The 24,977-nt window shown below is 31.8% G+C and carries 23 protein-coding genes; 10 read left to right on the top strand and 13 right to left on the bottom strand.

The window, feature by feature from the left end; translation table 11 throughout:
* The first annotated feature begins 1 nt into the window (after nucleotide 1).
* Both LJY17_RS09965 and LJY17_RS09960 read left to right on the top strand, forming a co-directional pair.
* Nucleotides 2-1,009, top strand: a complete 1,008-nt coding sequence (locus LJY17_RS09965) for a PorP/SprF family type IX secretion system membrane protein (RefSeq protein ID WP_264543676.1) — start codon at nucleotides 2-4, stop codon at nucleotides 1,007-1,009.
* 48 nt (nucleotides 1,010-1,057) lie between these two features.
* Nucleotides 1,058-1,567, top strand: coding sequence for a gamma carbonic anhydrase family protein (locus LJY17_RS09960; RefSeq protein WP_264543675.1), 510 nt, complete (start codon nucleotides 1,058-1,060; stop codon nucleotides 1,565-1,567).
* A 127-nt stretch (nucleotides 1,568-1,694) separates the two neighbouring features.
* Here the strand turns inward: LJY17_RS09960 and murI are convergent, their stop codons facing one another.
* The 8 genes from murI to LJY17_RS09920 all read right to left on the bottom strand — a co-directional run bounded on the left by murI (nucleotide 1,695) and on the right by LJY17_RS09920 (nucleotide 9,906).
* Nucleotides 1,695-2,474: a glutamate racemase gene (murI, locus tag LJY17_RS09955; protein WP_264543674.1), complete on the bottom strand. Its 780-nt coding sequence runs from the start codon at nucleotides 2,472-2,474 to the stop codon at nucleotides 1,695-1,697.
* A gap of 66 nt (nucleotides 2,475-2,540) precedes the next feature.
* Nucleotides 2,541-3,038, bottom strand: a complete 498-nt coding sequence (locus tag LJY17_RS09950; protein ID WP_264544902.1) for an OmpH family outer membrane protein — start codon at nucleotides 3,036-3,038, stop codon at nucleotides 2,541-2,543.
* A gap of 44 nt (nucleotides 3,039-3,082) precedes the next feature.
* Nucleotides 3,083-4,090 carry an OmpH family outer membrane protein gene (locus tag LJY17_RS09945; protein ID WP_264543673.1) on the bottom strand — a complete coding sequence of 336 codons (1,008 nt, stop codon included), beginning with the start codon at nucleotides 4,088-4,090 and terminating at the stop codon, nucleotides 3,083-3,085.
* 39 nt (nucleotides 4,091-4,129) lie between these two features.
* Nucleotides 4,130-6,868, bottom strand: a complete 2,739-nt coding sequence (locus LJY17_RS09940) for a BamA/OMP85 family outer membrane protein (RefSeq protein WP_264543672.1) — start codon at nucleotides 6,866-6,868, stop codon at nucleotides 4,130-4,132.
* A complete protein-coding gene (locus LJY17_RS09935) occupies nucleotides 6,801-7,541 on the bottom strand; it encodes an isoprenyl transferase (protein WP_264543671.1) in 741 nt (246 codons plus the stop codon). Before LJY17_RS09935 ends, LJY17_RS09940 begins: the two co-directional genes overlap by 68 nt.
* Nucleotides 7,542-7,543: 2 nt before the next feature.
* Nucleotides 7,544-8,230 (bottom strand): DUF6089 family protein, encoded by a 687-nt coding sequence (locus LJY17_RS09930; RefSeq protein WP_264543670.1) that lies wholly within the window; start codon nucleotides 8,228-8,230, stop codon nucleotides 7,544-7,546.
* A gap of 128 nt (nucleotides 8,231-8,358) precedes the next feature.
* Nucleotides 8,359-9,243 carry an NAD kinase gene (locus tag LJY17_RS09925; RefSeq protein ID WP_264543669.1) on the bottom strand — a complete coding sequence of 295 codons (885 nt, stop codon included), beginning with the start codon at nucleotides 9,241-9,243 and terminating at the stop codon, nucleotides 8,359-8,361.
* Between the two features lie 3 nt (nucleotides 9,244-9,246).
* Nucleotides 9,247-9,906, bottom strand: coding sequence for a CBS domain-containing protein (locus tag LJY17_RS09920; protein WP_264543668.1), 660 nt, complete (start codon nucleotides 9,904-9,906; stop codon nucleotides 9,247-9,249).
* 98 nt (nucleotides 9,907-10,004) lie between these two features.
* Here LJY17_RS09920 and LJY17_RS09915 point away from each other — a divergent pair, with 98 nt between their 5' ends.
* The 6 genes from LJY17_RS09915 (at nucleotide 10,005) to clpX (ending at nucleotide 15,486) form a co-directional block, all read left to right on the top strand.
* Complete coding sequence (locus LJY17_RS09915; protein ID WP_264543667.1) at nucleotides 10,005-10,730, top strand: pyridoxine 5'-phosphate synthase; 726 nt, start codon at nucleotides 10,005-10,007, stop codon at nucleotides 10,728-10,730.
* Nucleotides 10,731-10,734: 4 nt separating this feature from the next.
* Complete coding sequence (locus tag LJY17_RS09910) at nucleotides 10,735-11,499, top strand: alpha/beta fold hydrolase (protein WP_264544901.1); 765 nt, start codon at nucleotides 10,735-10,737, stop codon at nucleotides 11,497-11,499.
* A gap of 18 nt (nucleotides 11,500-11,517) precedes the next feature.
* Entirely contained in the window at nucleotides 11,518-11,859 is a 342-nt protein-coding gene (locus LJY17_RS09905; RefSeq protein WP_264543666.1) for a phage holin family protein, read from the top strand.
* A 183-nt stretch (nucleotides 11,860-12,042) separates the two neighbouring features.
* Complete coding sequence (gene tig / locus LJY17_RS09900) at nucleotides 12,043-13,368, top strand: trigger factor (protein ID WP_264543665.1); 1,326 nt, start codon at nucleotides 12,043-12,045, stop codon at nucleotides 13,366-13,368.
* Between the two features lie 142 nt (nucleotides 13,369-13,510).
* Nucleotides 13,511-14,167 carry an ATP-dependent Clp endopeptidase proteolytic subunit ClpP gene (gene clpP, locus LJY17_RS09895; RefSeq protein ID WP_264543664.1) on the top strand — a complete coding sequence of 219 codons (657 nt, stop codon included), beginning with the start codon at nucleotides 13,511-13,513 and terminating at the stop codon, nucleotides 14,165-14,167.
* 86 nt (nucleotides 14,168-14,253) lie between these two features.
* Nucleotides 14,254-15,486 (top strand): ATP-dependent Clp protease ATP-binding subunit ClpX, encoded by a 1,233-nt coding sequence (gene clpX, locus LJY17_RS09890; RefSeq protein ID WP_264543663.1) that lies wholly within the window; start codon nucleotides 14,254-14,256, stop codon nucleotides 15,484-15,486.
* Between the two features lie 47 nt (nucleotides 15,487-15,533).
* On the opposite strand, the gene LJY17_RS09885 is transcribed toward clpX, so the two are convergent.
* Nucleotides 15,534-17,045 (bottom strand): GH3 auxin-responsive promoter family protein, encoded by a 1,512-nt coding sequence (locus LJY17_RS09885; RefSeq protein WP_264543662.1) that lies wholly within the window; start codon nucleotides 17,043-17,045, stop codon nucleotides 15,534-15,536.
* Between the two features lie 83 nt (nucleotides 17,046-17,128).
* Here LJY17_RS09885 and LJY17_RS09880 point away from each other — a divergent pair, with 83 nt between their 5' ends.
* Nucleotides 17,129-17,923 (top strand): DUF2797 domain-containing protein, encoded by a 795-nt coding sequence (locus tag LJY17_RS09880; protein ID WP_264543661.1) that lies wholly within the window; start codon nucleotides 17,129-17,131, stop codon nucleotides 17,921-17,923.
* A gap of 30 nt (nucleotides 17,924-17,953) precedes the next feature.
* Here LJY17_RS09880 and LJY17_RS09875 read toward each other — a convergent pair whose 3' ends face one another.
* On the bottom strand, nucleotides 17,954-20,593 hold the full coding sequence (locus tag LJY17_RS09875; RefSeq protein WP_264543660.1) for an AsmA family protein: 2,640 nt from the start codon (nucleotides 20,591-20,593) through the stop codon (nucleotides 17,954-17,956).
* A 145-nt stretch (nucleotides 20,594-20,738) separates the two neighbouring features.
* The gene (gene sppA / locus LJY17_RS09870) at nucleotides 20,739-22,517 is read right to left on the bottom strand and encodes a signal peptide peptidase SppA (RefSeq protein ID WP_264543659.1); all 1,779 of its coding nucleotides are present in this window, start codon (nucleotides 22,515-22,517) and stop codon (nucleotides 20,739-20,741) included.
* A 122-nt stretch (nucleotides 22,518-22,639) separates the two neighbouring features.
* On the opposite strand from sppA, the gene folK reads away from it, so the two are divergent.
* Nucleotides 22,640-23,776 carry a 2-amino-4-hydroxy-6-hydroxymethyldihydropteridine diphosphokinase gene (gene folK, locus LJY17_RS09865; protein ID WP_264543658.1) on the top strand — a complete coding sequence of 379 codons (1,137 nt, stop codon included), beginning with the start codon at nucleotides 22,640-22,642 and terminating at the stop codon, nucleotides 23,774-23,776.
* Here the strand turns inward: folK and LJY17_RS09860 are convergent.
* Nucleotides 23,773-24,306, bottom strand: coding sequence for an RNA methyltransferase (locus LJY17_RS09860; protein ID WP_264543657.1), 534 nt, complete (start codon nucleotides 24,304-24,306; stop codon nucleotides 23,773-23,775). The genes folK and LJY17_RS09860 overlap by 4 nt on opposite strands.
* 64 nt (nucleotides 24,307-24,370) lie before the next feature.
* Nucleotides 24,371-24,856, bottom strand: coding sequence for a DUF1573 domain-containing protein (locus tag LJY17_RS09855; protein ID WP_264543656.1), 486 nt, complete (start codon nucleotides 24,854-24,856; stop codon nucleotides 24,371-24,373).
* Nucleotides 24,857-24,977: the final 121 nt, after the last annotated feature.

Below are 24,977 nucleotides of genomic sequence, written 5' to 3'. Positions count from 1 at the left end.
AATGAACTTTAAAAAAATAGCAATTTTAATAGGTTTGATTGTTACAAACTTATCTTTTTCACAAGAAGGTATAGCGGTTTATTCGGACTATCTTTCTGATAATTATTACTTATTACACCCATCGATGGCTGGAGCTGCTAACTGCTCGAAAGTTAGATTAACTGCACGTCAACAATGGTTTGGAAATTCTGATGCACCTGCATTACAAACATTAAGTTTTAATGGTGCTATTGATCGAGATGGGAAATCGGGTATTGGTGTGATTTTGTTTAACGACAAGAATGGTTATCATGCACAAAAAGGGGTTAAGGTTACTTATGCTCATCATATTATGTTTTCAAGAAGTACTACCGATTTGAATCAGTTGTCATTTGGTTTAAGCGGAGGTTTAGTACAAAATCAATTAGATGAAACAACTTTTTTAAGAGATCAAAATGATTTTGATCCTATTATAGCAGGAATCATGCAACGTTCTTCATATTTGAATGTAGATTTTGGAGCTTCATATAATGTTTTTGATTTTTATGCGCATGTTACAGTTAAAAACGCTTTGTTTCAAAGTAGAGGTTTATATACAAAATATGAATCAGATAACTTGAGAAAATATTTAATGAGTTTTGGTTATAACTTTGGAAATTCAAGAAAACTTCTTTTCGAGCCATCAGTTTTATTCCAATTGACTGAAAGAACAAAAGAAAAAGCATTGGATTTAAACTTGAAAGTATATAAACCAGTAGATTTTGGTAAGATATGGGCAGCACTTTCTTACAGAAGAAGCTTTGATGGTGCACAATATCTTGATGGTACAGAGGTGAAAAATCAAAAGCTTCAATATATAACTCCTATTTTAGGTGTTAATTATAAACAATTTATGTTTGCTTATACTTATTCTAATGTTATGGGTGATATTAAATTTGATACAGGAGGATTTCATCAAATTACTTTGGGTTATGACTTTGGATGTAAGAAAGAGAAATACGACTGTAATTGTCCAGCTCTTAATAATTAATAGTGTATGTCCCGATTTATTCGGGACAATTTTTTTATAGATGTTTTTATGGTAATTAAAGAAGTAAATGGGAAGTATCCCAATATTCCTGAAGATTGTTTTGTAGCAGAAAATGCGACTATTGTTGGAGATGTTACTTTAGGAGAATCTTGTAGTATATGGTTTAATGCAGTATTGCGTGGTGACGTTCATTTTATTAAAATTGGAAATAAAGTCAATATTCAGGATGGCGCTATTATTCATTGCACTTATCAAAAGCATCCAACAGTAATAGGCAATAATGTTTCAATTGGACATAATGCAATTGTACATGGCTGTACTGTTCATGACAATGTTTTAATAGGAATGGGGGCTATAGTTATGGATAATTGTGTGATTGAGAGTAACTCTATCATTGCTGCTGGTTCTGTTGTTACACAAAATACAGTTGTTGAATCTGGGACTATTTATGCAGGAATACCAGCAAAAAAAGTAAAAGACATTGATCAGAGTGATTTTGCAGGGGAAATAGAGCGTATATCTAATAATTACGTAATGTATTCGAGTTGGTTCAAATAGGTTTGAACTCGATTAATAACCCCGATAGAAGCGATATCCTTTTTTGTTGATTGAGGTTCTCGAAGTCAACAAAAAAGATTTAGCGCATAGCGGGATCACAGTTGATTTGAATTATTAGGTTGAGTTCCTAAAAATCTTTTTGGAACACATTCGTGCTAAAACCTAAAATGTTTTTTAGAACAGCAGCATCACTGTTAACATAAAATAGATTTTTGGCTTTATTTTCAGATGTATTTAATAATCCGTTTTTTTCTAAAATAGCTTTTGTTTGTTTTGCAACTGCCTGACCAGAATCTATAATTCTAACATGTTTGGGAATTATTTTCTCAATTTCAGGAATTAAATAAGGATAATGACTACATCCTAAAACTAGATAATCAATATTGGCTTTAACCATTGGGCGAAGATAAATTTTTAGAAGATTACGCATTTCTTCTGAATCTATTTTCCCACCTTCAATTAATTCGACTAGTCCATAGCCTACTTGTTCAAGAATATTGACATTTGTGTAGTTTTCTACTTGCTTGTTGAACAACTCACTGTTAAGAGTTCCTTTTGTTGCTAAGATTCCTATCGTTTGAGTGGAGGAAAGGTTTGCAGCTGGTTTAATTGCAGGTTCAATACCTATAAAGGGGACATCATATTTTTCTCTTAATTCTTTAATAGCATTTGTTGTAGCAGTGTTGCAAGCTACTACTATTATTTTGCAGTCTTGTTCTAAAAGAAAGTCTACGTTTTTTGCAGAAAGATCTATTATTTCTTGCTTCGTTTTTTTCCCGTAAGGAGCATTCTTGCTGTCAGCTAAATAAATGGTGTCTTCGTGTGGAAGTAAATTATGTATTTCTCTCCAAATTGAAGTGCCTCCGATACCCGAATCAAATAAACCTATTGGTTTTGTACTACTCATAAAACAAATGTAAAAAAAAAACTGCACTAAATTTTAGCGCAGTTTTTTAAAAATTATTGTGTGTGATTAGAATTTTAATTCTTTTTTCACATCTTCGAATAGGTTTGGACCATCAGCTAAAATTAAGCTAGCAGAATCCATTACATATTGGTATCCTTTTGCTTTAGCTACTTTGATGATTGCTGCTTTAGCTTTATCCATGATAGGCTTAACAATTTCCATTTCTTTATCTTGTAATTGTTTTTGAGCAGAATCTCTATACTGTTGGATACGTTGACCCATATCTTGCATTTCTTTAGCACGAGTTTCGTTTGCAGTTTCAGTTTGAGTAGATGCTTCAGCTTCGTATTTTTTCATTTTTGTTTGGTATTCAGTTACCATTGTAGAATATTCACCGTCAAAAGTTTTGCTTAATTTTTCTAACTGTGCTTTTGCAGATGTCATTTCTGGCATTTTTGACAATAAATCATTTACATCTATATGAGCTGTCTTTGCTTGAGCATTCATTTGGCTTGCCCCTAACATCATTACTGCTGCAATAAGTAAAGTTTTAATCTGTTTCATCATTTTTAGTATTAGTGTAATTAATTTCTAATTTTTGTTCTCTGTTAATTTTTTTTAGTCTCTTTTGCTTTTTTAGCTGCTGCTTCCCTTTCTTCTTGTACTTTCTTTTTTTTCTCTTCTAAAGCTTTTTTTCTTGCTTCAAATGCTTTTTTATTATCTTCGATAGTTTTAAGTCTAGCAGTTTCACGCGCAGCTTTTATTGAATCTAAATCAGCTTTTTTATTCTCAATTTTATTGAAATTTTCTAATTGTTTATCCGTTTCTGGTTTTTTTGTAGAAGTAGAATCAATTGTTGTGCCAGTTTTCTTTCCGCTACGTTCTTCAAGTAATTTTTTTCTTTTTTCCTCGTATTCTTTTTTCTTTTGAGCGGCAGTATTTCTACGGTCTTCAATTGTTTTTTCTCGCAAAGCCTTTTTCTCATCTAAAATTCTTTGTCTTTCTGCTAATGCAGGATTATCGGCAACTTCGTCTTGTTTTTCTTGTTTTTCTTCAAGAGCTTTACGTTTTTTATTGCTAAGTTCTTCTCTTTTTTCAGCTCTAGTAATTACTCTAACAATTTGATCACTTATGTCAAATCTTTTAGCCGAAAAAAGCATTGTCATATCTGATGATTTGTCAAAAATAAAATCATATTGTTTAGCTTCAGCGATATCTTGAACAGCATTAAAAACTTGATCTTGTACTGGTTTTATAATTGATTCTTTTTGTACAGCTAAATCACCTCGAGGACCAAATCTTTTTTGTTGGTAGTCAATTAGATCAGCTTCAAGAAATTTAATTTCACCTTCTCTTTCTTCAATCAATTCTTTTGTAAGGAGCGCTTTTTCATTTTTAAGCCCTTCTTTAAGTTTAGAAATTTCATTCTTCTTAACTTCTATGTCTTGTTTCCATTTTTGAGCTTTTTGCTCTAGTTGTGAAGCTGCTTCTTTGTAGTCTGGAACATTTTCAAGGATATAATCCATATCGATATATCCAATCTTTACACCTGCTTTACTTTGAGCGTTTGAATGAACGGCTACAATAGCAATAAAGAATAAAATTATTTTTTTCATAAAACAGTATTTAAATGTTCAAAGACTATTCAAATATAATTAAAATTGTTGACCAATGATGAAATGTGTTTCCCATCCATTTTTAACTGTTGTTCCAGGAACTGCATCAAAACCGTGTCCAAAATCGATTCCTAATAATCCAAAGGCTGGCATAAAGACTCTTAATCCTACACCTGCTGAACGCTGTAAGTTGAATGGATTATATTTTTTAAAGTCTGGGTATGCCGTACCTGCTTCTAAAAACGTTAACGCATAAATAGATGCTGCTTGTTTTAATGTAATAGGATAACGTAATTCTAATGTGAATTTATTGTATACAGTGGCGCCAATTTGTTCTCCATTTGAATTTATAGGTGTTAAAGAGTTGTTAGGGTAACCTCTCAACTGAATTGTCTCTCTACCGTCCATAGAATAATTTGCCATTCCGTCACCACCTAAATAAAAACGCTCAAAAGGAACCAATCCTCGATTTTTGTCATAGGCACCCATAAAACCAAATTCTCCTAATGTGCGTAGCGTAAGTTTCTCATAGATTGGTGTAAACCATTCTGCTTTAAATTTAATTTTATAATACTCCAACCAGTTAAATTTCTTCTGATCAACTTTTGCTTGATCCACTGCTGCATTTGCTGGGTCATTAACTTTGTTTCCATTTGCATCAATGTAATCGCCAATATTAACAATGTTTCCATTAGCATCTTCCTCTATATAATAAAGACTTTTCAATTTATAGTCTGGTAGATTTTTTAGGTTTCCATAATCAACACCATTGAATAATGAGTATGGTAATGTAAACTTTCCACTTAAACTAAATTCTGATCCGTATGTAGGGAAGATAGGGTTAAGACCTTTGTTGTTTCTACTTAATCCTATTGTATAAGATAAGTTTCTTGAGCTTCCGTTACCAAAAGTAAAAAGTCCTATGTTGTAATTTTTTAAGTCATAATGTTGATAAGCTATGGCTTGTGATAATACAAAGAAATCATCTGGAACTTTTAATCTTTTTGCTAAACCTATTGAAGTTGTAAAGATGTTAAAACTTTTAGTTTTGTCTACTCTTCCTGTTGCAAAATTGTTTGAATATTGTGTGCTGTAAGAAATTGACCCTGAGAATTGTATTGGTTTTTTACCTCCAAACCATGGTTCAGAAAATGAGAAACTATAAGTTCTAAAATAAGTACTTGCTTGAAGTCTTAAAGATAATTTTTGACCGTCACCCATAGGGAGAGGTTTGTAAGCATCTTTTTTGAAGATATTGGACATTGCAAAGTTATTAAATGATAATCCCAATGTGCCAATGAAACCTCCTCCGCCATAACCCCCTTGAAGTTCAATTTGACTAGCTCCTTTTTCTACTAAATTATATTTGATATCTACAGTTCCAGCAGCTGGGTCAACATTTTCAAAATCTGGTTTGATTGCTTCAGGATCAAAAAAGCCTAATTGACCAAGTTCACGTATTGTTCTAACTAGTGTTTCTTTACTATAAACATCACCAGGCTTGGTGCGTAATTCGCGATAAATTACTTTGTCGTTTGTTTTATCATTTCCTACAACAGATATTTTATTAAAATATGCTAAAGGACCTTCTACAATTCTGATTTCCATATCAATAGTGTCATTAGCAGTACTAACTTCTACTGGGTTGATATTTGAGAATAAATAACCATTGTTTTGGTATAGGTTAGTTAAATCGTCTCCGTCTGGTTTTGATTGATCTGAAATTCGTTTTTGTAATAAGATACCATTATAAACATCTCCTTTGTTTATTCCAAGTTGTCTGTTCAAGTATGTATCACTGTAAACGGTGTTTCCTAAAAAGTCAATTTTACCAAAGTAGTATTTTTTTCCTTCTTCAATGTTTAGTTTTATAGTTACATTGTTTTTTTCTTTATTGTAGTTTACAGTATCATATTTAACACGTGCATCTCTAAAACCATTTTCTTTGTACTTGTCTACTATAGTACCTAAGTCTTCCTTGTATTTTTCTTTTATGTATTTTGAAGATTTGAAAACATTAAGTAAACCTTTTCTGAAAAACCCTTTTTGTTTAGTGTTTTTCATAGCATTTCTAATTTTTGCATCGGTAAGTTGCGAATTACCCTCAACAATGATTTTTTTGATTCTAACTTTTCTGCCTTTATCAACATTTACAAGCATGTTAACGTGGTTTATTGTCGCTGTATCTTCAATAGTTGTTATATGAACTTTTGTGTTAAAGTACCCCTCTTTTTTATATTTATTCTCAATATAATATTTAGTGGTTGTAATTAAATTTTCATTTACAATTTTTTCAGGTGTTAGACTGTTGTCTTTTATTAATTTTTCAACAGCTCCTTTTTTAACACCAACAATTTTAACTTCCTTCAATTTTGGAAGTTCTGTTAAATGTAAATTTAAAGAGATACTATCTCCTTCTATTTTGTCTACAAAAAAGTTTACGTCATTATATAAGCCTAAACGCCAAAGTTTTTTTATAGAGTTACTGATTTCCTCTCCAGGTACAGTTATTCTTTGTCCTTTTTCAAGTCCAGCGAAAGTAACAATGGTTTGTTCGTTATAAGTTACTTTTCCTGTAACGGATACCTTTTTTAATATGTAAGATTTACCATCTTCAAAAGATAGTCTGTCTTGAGCATTTGTATTGATTGAATGACCTAAAAATATGAATAACAGCATTAATTTAACGCTGTTTTTAATACTTAATAAATTATTTAATTTGTTCACTTGTTTTTCCAAATCTGCGTTCTCTTTTTTGATAGCTAATAATTGCTTCATATAAATGCTCTTCTTTAAAATCAGGCCACAATACATCTGTAAAGTAAAATTCGGCATAGGCAATTTGCCAAAGCAAAAAATTACTGATGCGATGCTCACCACTTGTTCTTATTACTAAATCTACATCTGGTAAGTTGTGTGTGTAAAGATGATTATTTAATATGGATTCGTCAATACCATCAATTGAAATTATATTATTTTTAACTTTATCTGATATTTTTTTAACAGCATTTAAGATTTCCTCCCTTGAGCCATAACTTAGAGCCAAAGTAAGAGTCATTCTTGAGTTGTTTTTTGTCTTTTCGATTACTTCCGCTAATTCCTTTTGTACTCCTTTTGGTAAGGTTTCAAGATTGCCAATAGAATTAAGCCTTATATCATTTTTGATTAAGGTTTCTAATTCTTTCTTAAGAGAAGAAATAAGAAGCTTCATTAATGTATCTACTTCTAATTTAGGTCTGTTCCAGTTTTCTGTAGAAAAAGCATAAAGAGTAAGGTTTTCTATCCCTAGTTTTGCACAAGCTTCAACTGTAGTTCGCACAGATTTTGTACCATTTTCATGCCCAAAAGCACGTAGCATTCCTTGTTGTTTGGCCCAACGACCGTTACCGTCCATAATAATGGCCAGATGCTTAGGTAGGTTTTCTGTGTTAATTTTGTTTAATAAGCTCATTTTTATTCGTCAGCACAAAAGCAAGGTTTTTGCCCAAATGTGTATGTTAATGTTGCTCCGGTAAATACGTACCAGTCGTTACTATTTGTGTTTCCAAAAGCATGTTGCTTTAGGCTGTTGTTTTTAGGAAAACTACCATCGATATCATCAGTAAATGTATATCTCGCTCCACTTTCAATTCCTAAAACAAAACTGTCAGAAATTTTCATTTTTACACCAACAATCATTGGCAATGCAAATTTACCTTTGTTGTCTTCGTTATAATATTTTTTATTAATTACATATAAGTTGTCAGCTAAAAAATAACTAACTCCAGTTGATATATAAGGTGTTGCAAAAAAGCCAGTTTGGTGTAAGTCGAAATCAAAAAAATCAAATTCGAAACCAGCCGAAAATTCTGTGATAGTATTCTTGAACTGCAACCCTCTTTCTTTTCTTCCGTCTACTTCAGAATCCAAATCGTTTCCTGAAATTTTAGCTTGAATAACTGATGCTCTCCATGAAAATCGTGGGCTTTTATTCCATCTGTACAAAATACCAAAAGCAGGTTCGTTTGGAGCTATATAATTGGTTTTTCCTACATCACCAATGAAATTACTGCCACCACCAAAAACGCCTAATTCGTGAATTTGTGACTGTGCAATATTATATGCTAATAATAAGGTAATTATGTAAAAAAAGTTCTTCATTTTTATAACAGGTTGCAAATATACTAATTATGGGCACTTAACAAAGTAAAACTTTCATTCAAGGATAAAAGTTCTATATTTTATTCAAGTTAAACGAAAAAGTAAGCTTCGTAGTATTTAATATAGTTTTAATTACGTTTGTCTTGCCCAAAAAGAAGTTTGTTTCTTAGTGTTTTTAGAAAAGTTTCTTCTGGAATCTCTACCATGTTTATTTTGAATGGTGTTTTCTTAATTGTCAATACTGATTCATTTTTTACCGAAGCAATTCTTGAATCCAGAGAAACTAAATAATTTTCTTCTCTTCCTGATACCACTAATTTTAAAGTTGTGTTGTCGGGAATGACTAAAGGTCTTGCGTTAAGATTATGTGGGGCAATTGGTGTTATCACAAGGCTTGTAGCGTCTGGAGTTAAAATGGGACCTCCACAACTCATAGAATATCCTGTAGATCCTGTTGGAGTTGAAATTATAACGCCATCGGCCCAATATGATGTAAGATATTCGTTGTTTAAATAAGTTTCAATAGTAATCATCGATGCAGTGTCTTTACGACTCACGGTGATTTCATTCATGGCAAAATTTAAATCACTTATGACATCAATTTTTGGAGTGCCACTTAGACTAAGTAATGTTCTTTTTGAGATTTTATACTCTTTTTTAATAATGAGTTTTAAAATTTTCTCAATATTTTCTTGTTGAACATTAGCTAAAAAACCTAGGCGCCCAGCATTAATGCCTAAAATTGGAATACCTGATTTTCTCACATATGTGACTGCTCTCAAAAATGTACCGTCACCACCAACACTTAAAAGCATATCATATGACTTATCTAAATCTTTGTATGATGAGAAAGTAGGTAAATCAATAGTTATCGCTTTGTTGTCTTGAAGTATTTTTAAAAAATTAGATTCTATCGTGAAATCTACTTTATTGATTTCTAAGAAATGTAAAAGTCGCTCCATTATGGGCGAAGTAGTGTTTTGATAAAATTGTCCAAAAATCGCTACTTTCATAAATTACATATTAAGGTATCGGTCTAAATAGTCAGAGCGTTCTTTTAAAGTTTTTAAATAATCATCTTCTTGATGTTCAGAGATTATTTCATATTCATAACGGCGAAAAGTTTGAATGATCTCGTTTATTCCTCCTTCAGCAATTTTAATAGTGATTTGAACTTTTTCTGTATCTGTATTAGATAAAAATGCGCCTAATAATTTTGCGTTATTCCCTTCTATAATTTGTGAAATTTGGCTAAATGAATAGTCGTTTATGTCTTTTTCTACTATGATAACAGCACCTAATTCTTTTAAGAAAGGAGTCTCATTAAACACCTTAATTACATCTTCAAGTTCATAATAACCAATAAAGTTGTTTTGCTCATCAAGAACTGGTAATACAGTTGTTTCATTTTTAGCAAAATCATCTAAAACATCTAGTAAAACTGAATATTTTCTTGTAAAGAAGCCTTCAAAAGAATATTTGTAATCGACTAATTTTTTTGAAGAGTCAAAATTTTCTACATCTTCTGAAGATACACTACCAATAAAAATACCATTTTCTAAAACTGGAAAATGTGAAAAAGGCAAGTCAAGAAAAAAATCCTGAGCAACAGCAATACTTTCTTGTATATCCAGAGGTTTTAAATCTTGAGTAATATAGTCAGATAAATTGGTCATAATGAATTGTAGTAATCTTCTGCAAAATAATTAAAAAATAAGATAACAGCCTTGTATAAGTTCGTATTTTTGTCGAATCATATAAAAATGACGTCAAAATGACACATAATAATTGTAAGTTAAGCGTAAATATTAATAAAATTGCGACTTTGCGAAATTCACGTGGAGGAAATACACCAAGTGTAATTGAGGCTGCAAAAAAAATTCAAGGTTTTGGGGCACATGGAATAACAATTCATCCACGTCCTGACGAAAGACATATTCGTTATCAAGATGCTCGTGATTTAAAAGATGTAGTTTACACCGAATATAATATTGAAGGTAATCCGCAACACAATTTCATAGATTTAGTATTAGAATGTAAGCCTACGCAAGTTACGCTTGTGCCAGATGCAATTGGTGCATTGACTTCTAATGCTGGGTGGGATACGATTAAAAATCAATCGTATTTGAAAGAAGTAATTGCTGAATTTAAAAGAAACGGGATTCGAACTTCTATCTTTGTTGATCCTATTTTGGAAATGGTTGAAGGAGCTAAAGAAACTGGGACTGATCGAATAGAGTTATATACAGAAGCATTTGCACACGAATATGGTTTGGGAAATAAGAATGGAATTTTGCCTTATGTTGAAGCAGCAAAATTAGCTAATGAATTAGGATTAGGAATTAATGCTGGTCATGATTTGAGTTTAGATAATATTGAATTTTTCAACAAGAATATTCCTGGACTAATGGAAGTTTCCATAGGTCATGCTTTAATTTCTGAATCATTGTATCTAGGTTTAGAAAATGTCGTTAATATGTATTTGCAAAAACTAAAATAATATGTTGCTGCATTCAAATATAGTAGGAGAAGGAAAGCCTCTATTGATTATTCATGGGTTTCTTGGTATGTCTGATAATTGGAAAACTCTGGCTTCACAATATGCTGAACAAGGATTTCAAGTGCATGCGTTAGATTTACGTAACCATGGGAAAAGTTTCCATTCAAATGATTGGGGGTATGATTTTATGGTTAAGGATGTTGTAGAATACTGCCAATATCATCAATTAAAAAATATAGATGTTATTGGGCATTCTATGGGAGGGAAAGTAGTGATGTTACTTGCTACAAATTATCCTCAATTGGTAGATAAATTAGTTGTGGCAGATATTGGTCCAAAGTTTTACGCGCCACATCATCAAACCATTTTAGCATCATTAAATGCTGTTGATTTTTCTAAAAAGCCTTCTCGAGCTGAAGCTGAAGAAATTGTTTCGGGTTATATTCATGATTTTGGAACACGTCAGTTTTTGTTGAAGAATTTATATTGGGTTGAGCCTGGGCAATTAGGTTTTAGGTTTAATTTGAAAGTCTTCACTGAAAATACTTCAGTAATTGGTGATGCGTTACCATTTGAAAACCATTTTGATAAAGAAACATTGTTTTTAAGAGGTGATAAATCAGATTATATTTTGGATGCTGATTTTGAAACTATTTATCATCATTTTCCAAAAGCTGAAATAGAAACCGTTTCTAATGCAGGACACTGGCTTCATGCCGAAAATCCAAAAGAATTTTTTGAAAAAACGATACATTTTTTAAAGAACTAACTCAAAATAAAATTTAAAATGAACTTATTAAAAAAACTACTTATTTCGACAATCATAGTGTTATTATTGTCCTATTTTCTAAAGCCTGGTGTTCAGGTTGATAATATTACAACTGCATTAATAGTAGCTGTTGTTTTGGGACTTTTAAATACTTTTGTAAAACCAGTTTTGGTGTTTTTTACCCTTCCTATTACTTTTTTCACATTGGGATTGTTTCTTTTAGTAATTAATACTGTGATGGTTTACACTTGTGATTATTTAGTAGACGGATTTGAGGTAAATAGCTTCCTTACAGCAATGCTTTTTAGTATTCTATTGTCGGTTTCGCAATGGATACTTTATAAGTTTATAAAGGATTAATATTTAGACGGTTAATTTTTTTTCAGTTAAAAATTAGCTTTTTCAAGGATTTCAAGAACTCACTTTAATGCAATAATTTAAGTGTTAGAATCTGTAAAGTGAGTTTCAGTTAAATAAAATTTGTTGGGTGGTATAAATTATGTAATTTTGCCACCCAAATTTAGTATGTAAAAAACGTATATAATGAATATTACAAAAACCAATATCGATGCGTTAAACGCAGTGGTAACTGTAGAAGTTGCAAAAAATGATTACGCTGATAATGTAGAGAAAGTTTTGCAGAACTACCGTAAAAGTGCTAACATTCCTGGTTTTAGAAAAGGAGCTGTGCCAATGTCTTTAGTAAAAAAACAATACGGTAAAGCAGTTTTAGCTGAGGAAGTTAATAAAGTATTACAAGAAAACTTAAACAAATACTTAGTTGATGAGAAGTTAGATATTTTAGGAAATCCATTACCTAAATTCACTGAAGATTTCAACTGGGAAGCTGAAGATTTTAAATTTGAATTTGAATTAGGTTTAGCACCTCAATTTGATGTTAAATTAGAGGGTAAAAACAATTTAACATATTTCAAAATTGTTGCTGATGACAAAATGCTAGATGAGCAAGTTGTGAGAATTCAAAAACAATTTGGTAAAATGATTTCTAAAACAGAAGTTGCAGAAGGAGATGATATCAGAGGAACTTTTGTTAATGAAGAAAAAGGGATCAATGCACCTGCGCAAATCACTTTGGATATTTTCAAAAGTAAAGCAGCGGTTAAAGCATTCATTGGTAAAAAAGCTGGTGATGTTGTAACTGTTTCGACAAAAGGTTTGTTTGATGATGATCACAAATTAATGGATTATTTACAAGTTGGCCACGATGATGTTCACGGTTTAGATATCAATGTTGATTTCAAAATCGAAGAAGTAACAACTAGCGAGCCAGCAGAATTAAACCAAGAATTATTCGATAAATTATTTGGTGCTGGAAATGTATCTTCTGTAGAAGATGTTAAAGCGAAAATTAAAGAAGATGCTGAAAAGCAATTTGCTCAACAAGCAGATCAAAAATTCTACAACGACGCTACAACTTTCTTAATTGAGAACAACCAAGTAGAATTGCCAGCAGCATTTTTGAAAAGATGGATTCAAACAGTAGGTGAAAAACCACTTTCTGCTGAAGAAGCTGAAGCAGAGTACAGCAAATCTGAAAATGGTTTGCGTTACCAACTAATTGAAAGTAAAATCATTACTGACAATAATTTACAAATCAACTTTGATGAATTAAAAGCTTATGCTGCTGATATCATTAAAAAACAAATGGCACAGTTTGGTCAAACAAATCCAACAGATGCTGATGTTGATGGAATTGTTGCACGTGTAATGTCTAATCAAGACGAAGTACGTCGCATGTCAGAACAAGTTATGAGCGAAAAAATGCTTAACTTGTTTAAAGATAAATTTAATGCTAAAACAAAAGAGGTTTCTTACGAGCAGTTTGTTAAAGAAATGTACGGAGAATAATCGTTAAAAAATCATTATATTTGAGCGTCAGATTTTAAATTTGACGCTTTTTTTATAAAGACAAAATGGCATATTTTAAAAAAGGTACGAAATTTGCTACATTGTCTATGATTTAGATATACAACCTCTTAAATACGCCAAAATGAATTACGGTAAAGAATTTAAAAAGTTTGCTACAAAGCACCACGGAGTAAATAGTATGTACTATGACAAGATTGTTGGTAGTATGACTCCTTATATTATAGAAGAACGTCAATTAAATATTTCACAATTGGACGTTTTTTCACGCTTAATGATGGACAGAATTATCTTTCTTGGAACAGGGGTAGATGATTATATGGCTAATATCATTCAAGCGCAATTATTGTTTTTAGAAAGTGTTGATGCTTCTAAAGATATTCAAATTTACATTAACTCTCCAGGAGGAAGTGTATATGCAGGTCTAGGAATCTATGATACCATGCAGTACATCAAGCCTGATGTGGCAACTATTTGTACAGGAATGGCAGCGTCTATGGGAGCGGTTTTATTGTGTGCTGGTGCAGAAGGTAAACGTTCGGCATTACCACATTCAAGAGTAATGATTCATCAACCATCAGGAGGAGCACAAGGTGTGGCAACTGATATGGAAATCAACTTAAAAGAAATGTTGAAATTAAAAGACGAATTGTACCAGATTATCGCAAAACATTCAAAGCAATCGTTCGATAAGGTTTATAAAGACAGTGAACGCGATTATTGGATGATTGCCGATGAAGCAAAAGAATACGGAATGATTGACGAAGTTTTAAGAAGATAATTTTAAAATTTCAAAATAACAGAGTAGCCGAGTAACATAACTTGTGTCTTACAAATTTGTAACTTTGCGCTTTTCAACTCAAAATAATGGCAAAAGAAATATTAGAATGTTCTTTCTGCGGAAGAAAGAAACCTGAAACCAACCTTTTAATTGCAGGTATCAATTCACACATCTGTGATCGTTGTATTGAGCAAGCTCATGGAATTGTTTTGGAAGAAATTAAAGCAAGTGGTGTTGCTAAAAACACTACTGATTTAGTGCTGCAAAAACCAAAAGAAATTAGAGCTTTTCTTGATAAATATGTAATTGGACAGGAACAAACGAAAAAGGTGATGTCTGTTGCGGTATATAATCATTACAAAAGATTAATGCAACAAGATCATGGTGATGATGTAGAAATTGAAAAAAGCAACATTATCATGGCTGGACAAACAGGTACTGGTAAAACATTAGTAGCAAAGACAATTGCAAAAATGCTTGATGTGCCTTTAGCAATTGTTGATGCAACGGTTTTAACGGAAGCAGGTTATGTTGGGGAAGATGTAGAAAGCATTTTAACTAGATTATTACAGGCTGCTGACTATGATGTTCCAAAAGCAGAAAGAGGAATTGTGTTTATTGATGAAATAGATAAAATTGCTCGTAAAAGCGATAATCCTTCAATTACTAGAGATGTTTCTGGTGAGGGTGTTCAACAAGCTTTATTGAAATTACTGGAAGGTACAGTTGTAAACGTTCCACCTAAAGGAGGTAGAAAGCATCCAGACCAAAAATTTGTTGAGGTAAATACTAAGGATATTTTATTTATTGCTGGTGGTGCATTTGATGGTATTGAGCGTATTATTTCTAAGCGTTTAAACCGTCAAGCAATGGGATTTAGTGCTTCTAAGGAGACAGATAAAATAGATGAAACTAATTTATTAAAATATATTATTCCAAAAGACATTAAAGAATTTGGGTTAATTCCTGAAATCATTGGTCGTTTGCCAGTTTTAACACACATGGATCCTCTAGATAGAGAAACATTGCGTGCTATTTTGACAGAGCCTAAAAATGCTTTAATTAAGCAATACAAAAAACTATTTGCAATGGATGCAATCGATTTTTCGATTACTGATGAAGCTTTAGATTTTATTGTAGATAAAGCCTTAGAATATAAATTGGGAGCAAGAGGATTACGTTCATTGTGTGAAGCAATTTTAACAGACGCTATGTATGAGTTCCCTGGATCTGATGAAAGCGAGTTACATATAGATAAACATTATGTTGAAGAAGCTTTGACAAAAAATTTATTAAAACGTCTAGAAATAGCATCATAAAAAAATCCCGCTTTTGGCGGGATTTTTTAGTTAAATTATTATTGATATTATTGCAACAAAAGTAACTGTTCTAAATAATCACGGTTATTAGAAAGTCTTGGAATTTTATGCTGTCCTCCAAGTTTGTCCTGATTTTTTAACCAATCATAAAATAGATTTTCACGAGCAATATTTATGGTTAATGGATTTAGCGTCATGTTGTTGTATCGCTTTGCTTCGTAATCAGAATTTAATGCCTGAATGTTTTCATCCAGTAATTGACTAAACTTAGATAAATCGTCTGGTTGTTTTCTAAATTCAATTATCCATTCATGAGCCCCTTTTTGCTTACCACTCATAAAAACTGGAGCTACAGTATAGTCTACTACTTCAGAATTGGTAGTTTTACATGTTTTGGCTAACGCTTGATCTGTATTTTCAATCATTAATTCTTCACCAAAAACATTAATGTGATGCTTGGTTCTTCCAGTAACTTTTATGCGATAAGGTTTAAGAGAAGTAAAGCGAACAGTGTCACCTATAAGATAACGCCATAAACCAGAATTGGTTGTTATAACAACCGCATAATTTTTATTTAATTCGACTTCGGCAAGACGTATGGTTTTTTGATGAGGTGTACCAAAGGTATCCATTGGAATAAACTCATAAAAAATTCCATAATCAAGCATCAACAATAAGTCGTTTGAATTGTTTAAATCCTGAATAGCAAAGAAACCTTCCGAAGCATTATAAATTTCATAATACTTAAAGTCATTTTTAGGTAAAATGTTTTTGTATTGTTCTCTGTATGGATCAAAACTTACGCCACCATGAAAGTACACTTCTAAATTTGGCCAAACTTCAAATAAATTTGTTTTACCAGTTTCTTCAAGTACTTTATTTAGTAAAACCATCATCCATGAAGGAACGCCAGCAAAACTAGTCACATTTTCGTTTTTTGTTTCATTAACAATCGCCATTAATTTGGTTTCCCATTCGCTCATTAATGATGTTTTGTTGCTTGGCGTACTACTAAATTCGGCCCAAAAAGGCATGTTGTCAATTAGAATTGCAGATAAATCTCCAAAAAAGGTATTGTTGTCTTCATACAATTGTTTACTACCTCCAAGTCTTAAACTCTTGCCAGTAAATAATTGTGATTCTTCATTATTGTTTAGATATAGACAAAGTAAATCTTTACTGGCCTTGTAATGGCAATCTTCAAGGGCTTGACCGCTTACAGGAATAAATTTACTTTTAGCATTTGTAGTTCCGCTTGACTTGGCAAACCATTTTATTGGTTCGTTCCAAAAAACATTTTGTTCGCCCTTGCGTGTTCTTTCTATAAAAGGTTCTAAATCTTCATATGTAGAAATAGGAACTCTCTCCTGAAAGGTATGATAGCTTTTTACAGATTCAAAATCATATTGCTTACCTAATACTGTATTTTCGGCTAAACGAATTAAATTTATAAGTAATTCTTCCTGTACTTCATTAGGGTATTTTAAAAACAACTCTATTTCATGAATACGTTGTTTTAAAACCCAAGAGGCAATAGAATTTATTATAGGTAGAGGCATTTTTAAATTATGATTTTAACGTTATGAATTATAACTTTACCAAAAATAGAAATTAAATATAAAATATAAAATCTAAATAACAGATGATTTACGAAGGAGTTTTAACAAAAATGCAAACCGAATTTGGTAATCCTATTCAGTATTATTTGGTGTTTGAAAATAGTTTTTTGAATGTAAATCAATTACTTGGAAAGGAATTAGAAATTTCATTTCAAGGTTATCAATGTTTAGAATGTGGTAAAAAGAAAAAAATATTTCGTCAAGGATTTTGTTATGACTGTTTTATGGGAAGCGCTTCGGCAGGAGATTGGATCATGAAACCCGAATTGAGTACAGCTCATTTGGATATAGAAGATCGTGATTTAGAGTACGAAAAAAGGGTTCAGTTACAGCCTCATATTGTGTATTTGGCCGTTTCGAGCGAAGTAAAAGTAGGAGTGACAAGAAAAACACAAGTTCCTACTCGCTGGATAGATCAAGGAGCAGAACAAGCTATTCCTATTGTTGAAGTCCCTAATCGTTATTTAGCAGGAATTACTGAGGTTGCTTTAAAAGATCATTTTACAGATAAAACACATTGGCAAAAAATGCTAAAAAATGAAATTCTTAAAACAGATTTGTTCGAAGAAAGGCTAAAAGTAAAAAAATGGTTGCCTAAAGAAGTCGAAGAATTTTTTGAAAGCACCAAAGAAGAACTTTTCGAGATGCATTATCCAGTAGTAAATTATCCTGCCAAAGTAGCAAGTTTAAATTTAGATAAATCACCTGTATATTCTGGTAAATTATCTGGTATAAAAGGGCAGTATCTTATTTTTGAGGATGGTACCGTTTTTAATATTCGAACGTTTGAGGGATATGTTGTAAAAATTGATATATAATAAAAAAGCTCCTTTTGAGGAGCTTTTTTATTATGGAGTCTGCTGTGCAGGCTTTTTCTTTTTAAATAACCCGTCCAACACTTGATTTGCAGTATTTTTTATCGCATCTTTTTTAGGATCTGCAGTTTTTGTTGTATCTGCTGTATTCTTTTTACCGCCTCCTAAAATGTTAGATAATGCACCTGTGCCTTGATTTAGTAACTTGTCTTTTTGCATTTGTACAATTTGTGAAGCCAAGTTTGTTGTTGCTTGCTTCATGTCAGTACTAATTTTTGGACTTTTAAAATTTCCAGTCATTAATGCAGTAACAGGAACACTTTCTATTTTAGCCTGATCAGCTGGCGTTAATTTGCTTAATAGTTTATTTACTTCACCGCCTAGATATTTTGCTGGCACATCCATTTTGATGTTGTATTTCATGCTTTGGTCAAAGCCATGTGCTCCTCCAACTTCTGCAGTGATATCTTGATATTTAATTTTGAAAGGTTTTACAACTACTTTTCCTTCATCAAATGAAATGGCCGCTTTAATATCATTTAAATTCAATTTTTTTAAGTCTATAAACTTAAATTGAGAAGTCAACGCAGTTAACATTTCTGAATTGTTTGAATTTACAGTTGTTGATAACAATTGTCCCAATAAATCTCCTGTAAGTGTAGATAAAACTGGCGTCATTTCTACAGCGTCAAGATTACCGTTAAGTTTTATGTTAGAGTTTAATTTACCACTTACGGCACCTGCTATTGGGGCAATGGCTTTAAGCATGTCTAATTGTGTGAATGATTTTCCAATATCAACTTTGTCTAGGTTTAGATTCATATTGAATTTAGGTGTTTTTTCTTTGGTAGAAACTACACCATTAAATCCTATTTGACCATCAAAAATATTTGTTTTTACATCCTGAAGCGTTACTGCCTGATCACGAATAATCATTTTTCCAGAAACTTGTTTTAATGTAAGATTGTCATAAACAACAGTGTTTGCTTTTGCTGATATTGCACAATCTAAAAATGCTGGAATTTTTACAGCTTCTTTTTTTGCACCACTTCCTGAACCTGATTTTGAAGAAGATTCTTCAGCTGGTTTTTTAGCAGTTGATGAAGCAGGTTCCATGAAATCAGCAACTAAAAACTGATTGGAATTCATGTTGAAATTACCTTTCAGGATTTGATTTCTGAATAAGAAACCATAGAAGTTGTCTAATGTTCCATTTACATGAATGTCGGACCCTCCAGTTTTCATGTCTAATTGATTCAGTTTTATTTGGCTAGTATTGAAAGCTACAGCTGCTTTCTGAATTTGAACTGGTTTAGCCATTTCTGGTCCGGCATAATTAAAACCAGTCAAAGTCATCATTCCAGAATTTTGAATATTTTGATACTGACTTTTTTCTACAGATTGCATATCGAACTTAGTCGTTACATCAGCATTTAAAATTCCTGATAAAGGTTGGTCTAACTTAACTGGGTAAGCTTTAGAAAAATTAGAAAGGTTAATGGTTCCTTTTAATGAAGCATTTACCAAGGCGTTTGTCATGGCATTTCTAATATTTGCTTTCGCACTAAATACGTCTTGGTCTATTTTGAACGAAAGTTGATCTAAGTTCACATAAGTGTCTGCTATTAATCCTGTTTCATTGATGATTTTAGTATCAATTACGATGTTTTGCACTGATTTTGGTAAATCAGGATATTGGAAAGAAGCATTGTTTGATGCAATTGCAATGTTGAATTTAGGAACAGTATTGTCAGTAAGTTGACCTTTTACTTTTCCGTTTACAGTAAAATCCCCAGATGTTTTTACAGTTTCGATATTACTTGCATAAGCAGAAGGAATTAATCCTAAAAAGTTTTTAAATGAAGAAGTGGGGGTTTTAAAAGTTAAGTCATACTCCTGACCTTCTTCTAAAAGTTGAATGAATCCATTAAATTCTAACGGAAGTTCGTTAATCTTCGCTTTGTTATCTTTAAAAGTATATTTGCTTTTCTTTAAATCTATTCCCAAAACAGCATCAAGACTAATGGCTACATTTTTCATGTAGTTCATTTTATCCATGTCTAACGATATTTTAGTTGTCGATTTTGTATCTAAATCTAAAACTTCAGAAGCAAAATTTCCTTTTCCAGTATGGTTCAATTCGCTTAAAACTAATTTGATTTTAGAACGTTCATCATAATATTTGAATTTGAAATTTTCAACTTCATAATTCTGGATGTTCATAGAGAAAGGTTTACTTTCTTTAGTTTCTTCTTTTGGTTTATTATCCTTAATTGCGATGTCGAAATTTCCAACGCCATCCTTGTTAAAAAGAATATTAGCTTTTCCTTTTTTAACCGAAATAGCTTTTAAGGTCATTGGTTCATTTTCGCCGTTAAATAATTCGGCAACCGACATTTGAAGGTTTAATTCCTCAAAAGCAACTAAAGTATCACCAACAAAAGGTGCTTTGTTTATGATGATAAGTTTTTCAATCCCCACGTTTGCATTAGGGAAGTTTTTAAATAAACTCAAAGTAGCGTCATCAAAAGTTACCTTGGCATCAACATTTTCATTGATGCTTTGCTCGATTTTAGCTTTTATCTGATCTTTAAAAAATATAGGGATTGCTGCTAAACTTACTATTGTAACTAATAGAAAAATGCCTATGCCTATTAAAATTTTCTTTTTCATTGCTATTGAATTTATGTTTTAGAAATGGGTGTTCAATGTAACTCTTCTTACAAAAATACTATTTATCATGTATTTGATGTGTAAAGTTTTCATAAAAAAATCCGTCCTAAATATAGAACGGATTTAAAAGTTGAATAGTATTAGTTTAGTTGATATTTACTTCGAAAGGCATAATGGCTTGCACACCTTTTTTAGAATTTAGACTTTTAATGTTTTGAATCATTTGGTAGTTTTCTTCACCTAGTTCTTCTTTTAGTAGCGTTTCAGTCGATTGGAAAAGTCCTAAAGAGCTAAAGAAACCATTGCCTCCAAAGAAAGAGTCAATATCCTTTTCATATTCTGGATAATCTACCGTTGCATAATCTTTTACATTAACTAATGATGCTGCATATGCAATGGCATCGTCCATTCCTCCAATTTTATCTACCAATCCCAGTTTTAAAGCATCGGTTCCACTCCAAACTCTACCTTGAGCAATAGCATCTACTTGCTCAAATGTCATTTTACGACCAGCAGCAACTCTTGATACAAATGTTTTGTAAATACTTTCTACACCTTCTTGAGTAAAGTTTTTAAAATCATTATCTATTGGTTGGAATGGGTCATATCCACCAGCGTTTTTATGCGTTTCTACCATTTCAGAGTTGAATCCGTATTTTGAAGCAATACCGTGGAAATTAGGTAACATTCCAAAAACCCCTATCGAGCCTGTGATTGTTGATGATTCTGCGAAAATTTTATTAGCATTACATGAAATGTAATAACCTCCTGAAGCGGCTAAATTACCCATGGAAACAACCACTGGTTTCACTTTTTTAGTCAATTCGATCTCTCTCCAAATCAAATCAGACGTCAAAGCACTTCCACCTGGACTGTCTACTCTTAAAACAATAGCTTTTATATCATCATCTTCACGAGCTTCTTCTAGAGCACGACGCATAGAACCTTCACCTATTTCATTTACATCTCCTTCGCCACTTGTGATTTCACCTTGAGCATAAATGATTGCAATTTTGTCTTTACTTGAAAAAGTTTCATCTTCTACTGTGCTTTCAGCATAATCTAAAATTGAAATTTTGTTGTAATTTTCTTTTTGATCTTTTATGCCAATTACACTTTTGATGTAATCATGATATTTATCTTCATAAGCTATAACATCTACCAGCTTATTTTCTAAAGCTAATTGTGGGGTTCTAGCTGATAATTCAGAAGCAATACTGTTTAGTTTTTCAACAGGTATATTTCTTGATTTAGAAATATCTTGCACAATTGAACTCCAAATAGAATTTAAAAAAGTTGTTATTTGCTCACGATTTTCTGGACTCATTGTGTTTGTCAAGAAAGGCTCTACAGCACTTTTATATTTTCCATGACGAATAACTTCCATTTTAATTCCAGATTTATCCTGGAAATCTTTCATGTATAGAATTGAACTAGAAAGACCTTTAAAATCTACTTCTCCTACTGGGTTCAAAAATACCTTTGAAGCAACTGAATTTAAATAGTATTCTTTTTGAGTCATTACATTGCTGTATGCAACCACAAATTTGCCTGATTTTTTGAATTTTTCTAATTCATCACGAAGCGCTTTTGTTTGAGCAACCCCAAGATTAAGTGGATTGTTCAGTATAGAAATACCTTCAATTTTGCTGTCTTTTGAGGCAATTTCGATGGCTTTTATTACATCAGACAAACCTTCTTTTTCTGCTTTGTCATTTAGGAAAGGCATGTCTTTATAGTTAAACTTCCCTCCATAATCATTAGTTACTTTGGCTAAATCAAGCTCAATAACCGATTTATTTTTTACCTCAATTTTTTCTTCACCTCCAAGTAATGCTCCTAACAATATTATGAAGAAGAAAAACGCAAAGAAAAAAATAAAAATACCTACAACTGTAGATAAAACATTCTTTAAAAAATTCATATCAAATTATTTTTTAAACATTAGTATGTTTTTTTAGAAAATGTTACATTAAAAAATAGTTATTAACAGCTTAAGGAATATGCTGTCATTCTACAATTCTTTTTAGTTAATTTGTGGTGGTTATGAGCAGGCAGCAAAATGTTGTGCTTTCGTTAGGAAGCAACATAGGAAATCGGTTAGAGAACATTCAAAATTGTATCCAATTAATTCATGAGAATATTGGGTTGGTTTTGCGTGTTTCTAAGTTATATGAAACCCCAGCTTGGGGTTTTGAAAGTGATGATTTTTATAACTGTGCATTACTCGTTCATACTTCTTTTTCAGCAGAAAAAATTCTAAAAAAAATTGCCAATATTGAAAAAGAATTAGGACGTTTTAGAAAAAGAACAGATTTATATGAAGCTAGGGTTATAGATATTGATATCATCATGATTGAGGACTTGGTTGTTCAAACCGACCATTTACAAGTGCCACATTCGCAAATGCAATTCAGGAAGTTCGTTCTTTTACCTTTGTTAGATTTGAAAATCGATTATAATCATCCAGTTTTACATCAATCAATAGAACAACTTTATAGAAGTTGTGAAGATGAGAGTAAGTGTGAAGTTGTTGGGGATTTAATTTTGCCTACAAAAAAATACAGTATCAATCTCCTTAACTATATTGCGATTGAAGGAAATATTGGTGCTGGTAAAACAACATTGGCTACTAGGATATCTGAAGATTTTAATGCTAAGTTGGTTTTAGAGCGCTTTGCAGATAACCCTTTTTTACCAAAGTTTTATAAAGATCAAGGGCGTTATGCATTTCCGTTGGAAATGTCTTTTCTTGCAGATCGTTATCAGCAACTGGCCGATGATTTATCACAGTTCGATTTGTTCAAAGATTTTGTTGTTGCAGATTACCATATTTTTAAATCTTTGATTTTTGCCAAAGTAACATTGCAGGAAGATGAATTTAGATTGTACAAAACATTGTTTGATATTATATATAAAGAAATGCCTAAGCCTGATTTGTATGTGTATTTATACCAAAATACTGACAGACTTTTGAAAAATATCAAAAAAAGAGGTAGGAGTTACGAACAGGAAATCCCAGGTGAATATCTTGAGAAAATCAATCAAGGATATTTAGATTATATAAAAACTCAAACCGATTTGAATGTATTAGTTATCGATGTTTCTGAATATGATTTTGTGAAAAAGCAAACAGATTACATCAAAGTTCTAGATGCAATTCAAGAAAAATTAGACAGTTAAACGGTTTTAAGTTTACAAAACAAATCCCAAATTACGATTCCAGTACTTACAGAAATGTTTAAGGAGTGTTTAGTTCCTAATTGAGGAATCTCAATTGCGCCATCACACATTTTTACAGCTTCTTGATTAACTCCAAATACTTCATTGCCAAAAACTAATGCATATTTTTTGTTATTTTCAACCTCAAAGTTGTCCAGAAAAATAGCTCCTTCAACTTGTTCGATTGCAAACACGTCAATGTTTTGGGATTTTAAATCTTGGATAACTTCAAGTACATCTTTTTTGTATTCCCATGTTACAGTATCGGTTGCTCCAAGAGCAGTTTTGTTAATTTCTTTGTTGGGTGGAGTGGCAGTAATACCGCAGAGATATATTTTTTCGATTAAAAAAGCGTCACTAGTTCTAAATACAGATCCAATATTATGTAAACTTCTTATGTCATCAAGAACTACAATAATAGGAGTTTTTTTTGCTTCTTTAAATTCTTCTATCGATTTTCGGTCTAATTCGCTATTCTCAATTTTTCTCATACTGCAAAATTAAATAAAAAAAGCTCCCTTAAAAAGAGAGCTTTTATATTAAAAGTAATATTAATTAGCTTTTTTGAACGTCCATTGCTGGTTTAGCTGCTGGAGCATTTACAGTTCCTTTAATAGTTAAAACTTTTGAAGGGTTTACTGTAGCGTTAGAAGTAATAGTTACGTTTTTAGTGAATGCACCAACTCTGTTAGTGTCATACTTGACACCAATAACCGCTTTTTGACCAGGCATGATAGGTTCTTTAGGGAAAGTTGGAACAGTACAACCACATGAACCTACTGCATTACTGATGATTAATGGTTTGTTACCATTGTTTGTTAAAACGAATTCACGTTTTCCATCAGCATTTTGCTCAATTGTTCCATAGTCAATAGTTTCATTTTCAAAAACCATTCCTACTCCGTCAACCGAAGGTAATGCTTCTTTTTTAGCTTTTTTAGCTTTTTTCTCAATTTTAGTTTTCGCAGCAACTTCTTGTGCAGTAGCATCTAATGTTCCAAATAAAGCAACAGCTGCAACCATTAATAGTATTTTTTTCATAATCTCTTTTTTTGTTAAGTAACAAATGTATAAATAATTTTAATTGACAATTAAGATTAACTCTAAAATTGTTGTTAAATATTTTAAACAAATATTAGGCCAAAAATAATTAAATTCGTCA

The organism is Flavobacterium hankyongi, assembly GCF_036840915.1.
Classification (GTDB): domain Bacteria; phylum Bacteroidota; class Bacteroidia; order Flavobacteriales; family Flavobacteriaceae; genus Flavobacterium; species Flavobacterium hankyongi.
The sequence above is the reverse complement of the archived record's forward strand: the minus strand, read 5'-3'. Positions and strand labels throughout refer to the sequence as shown.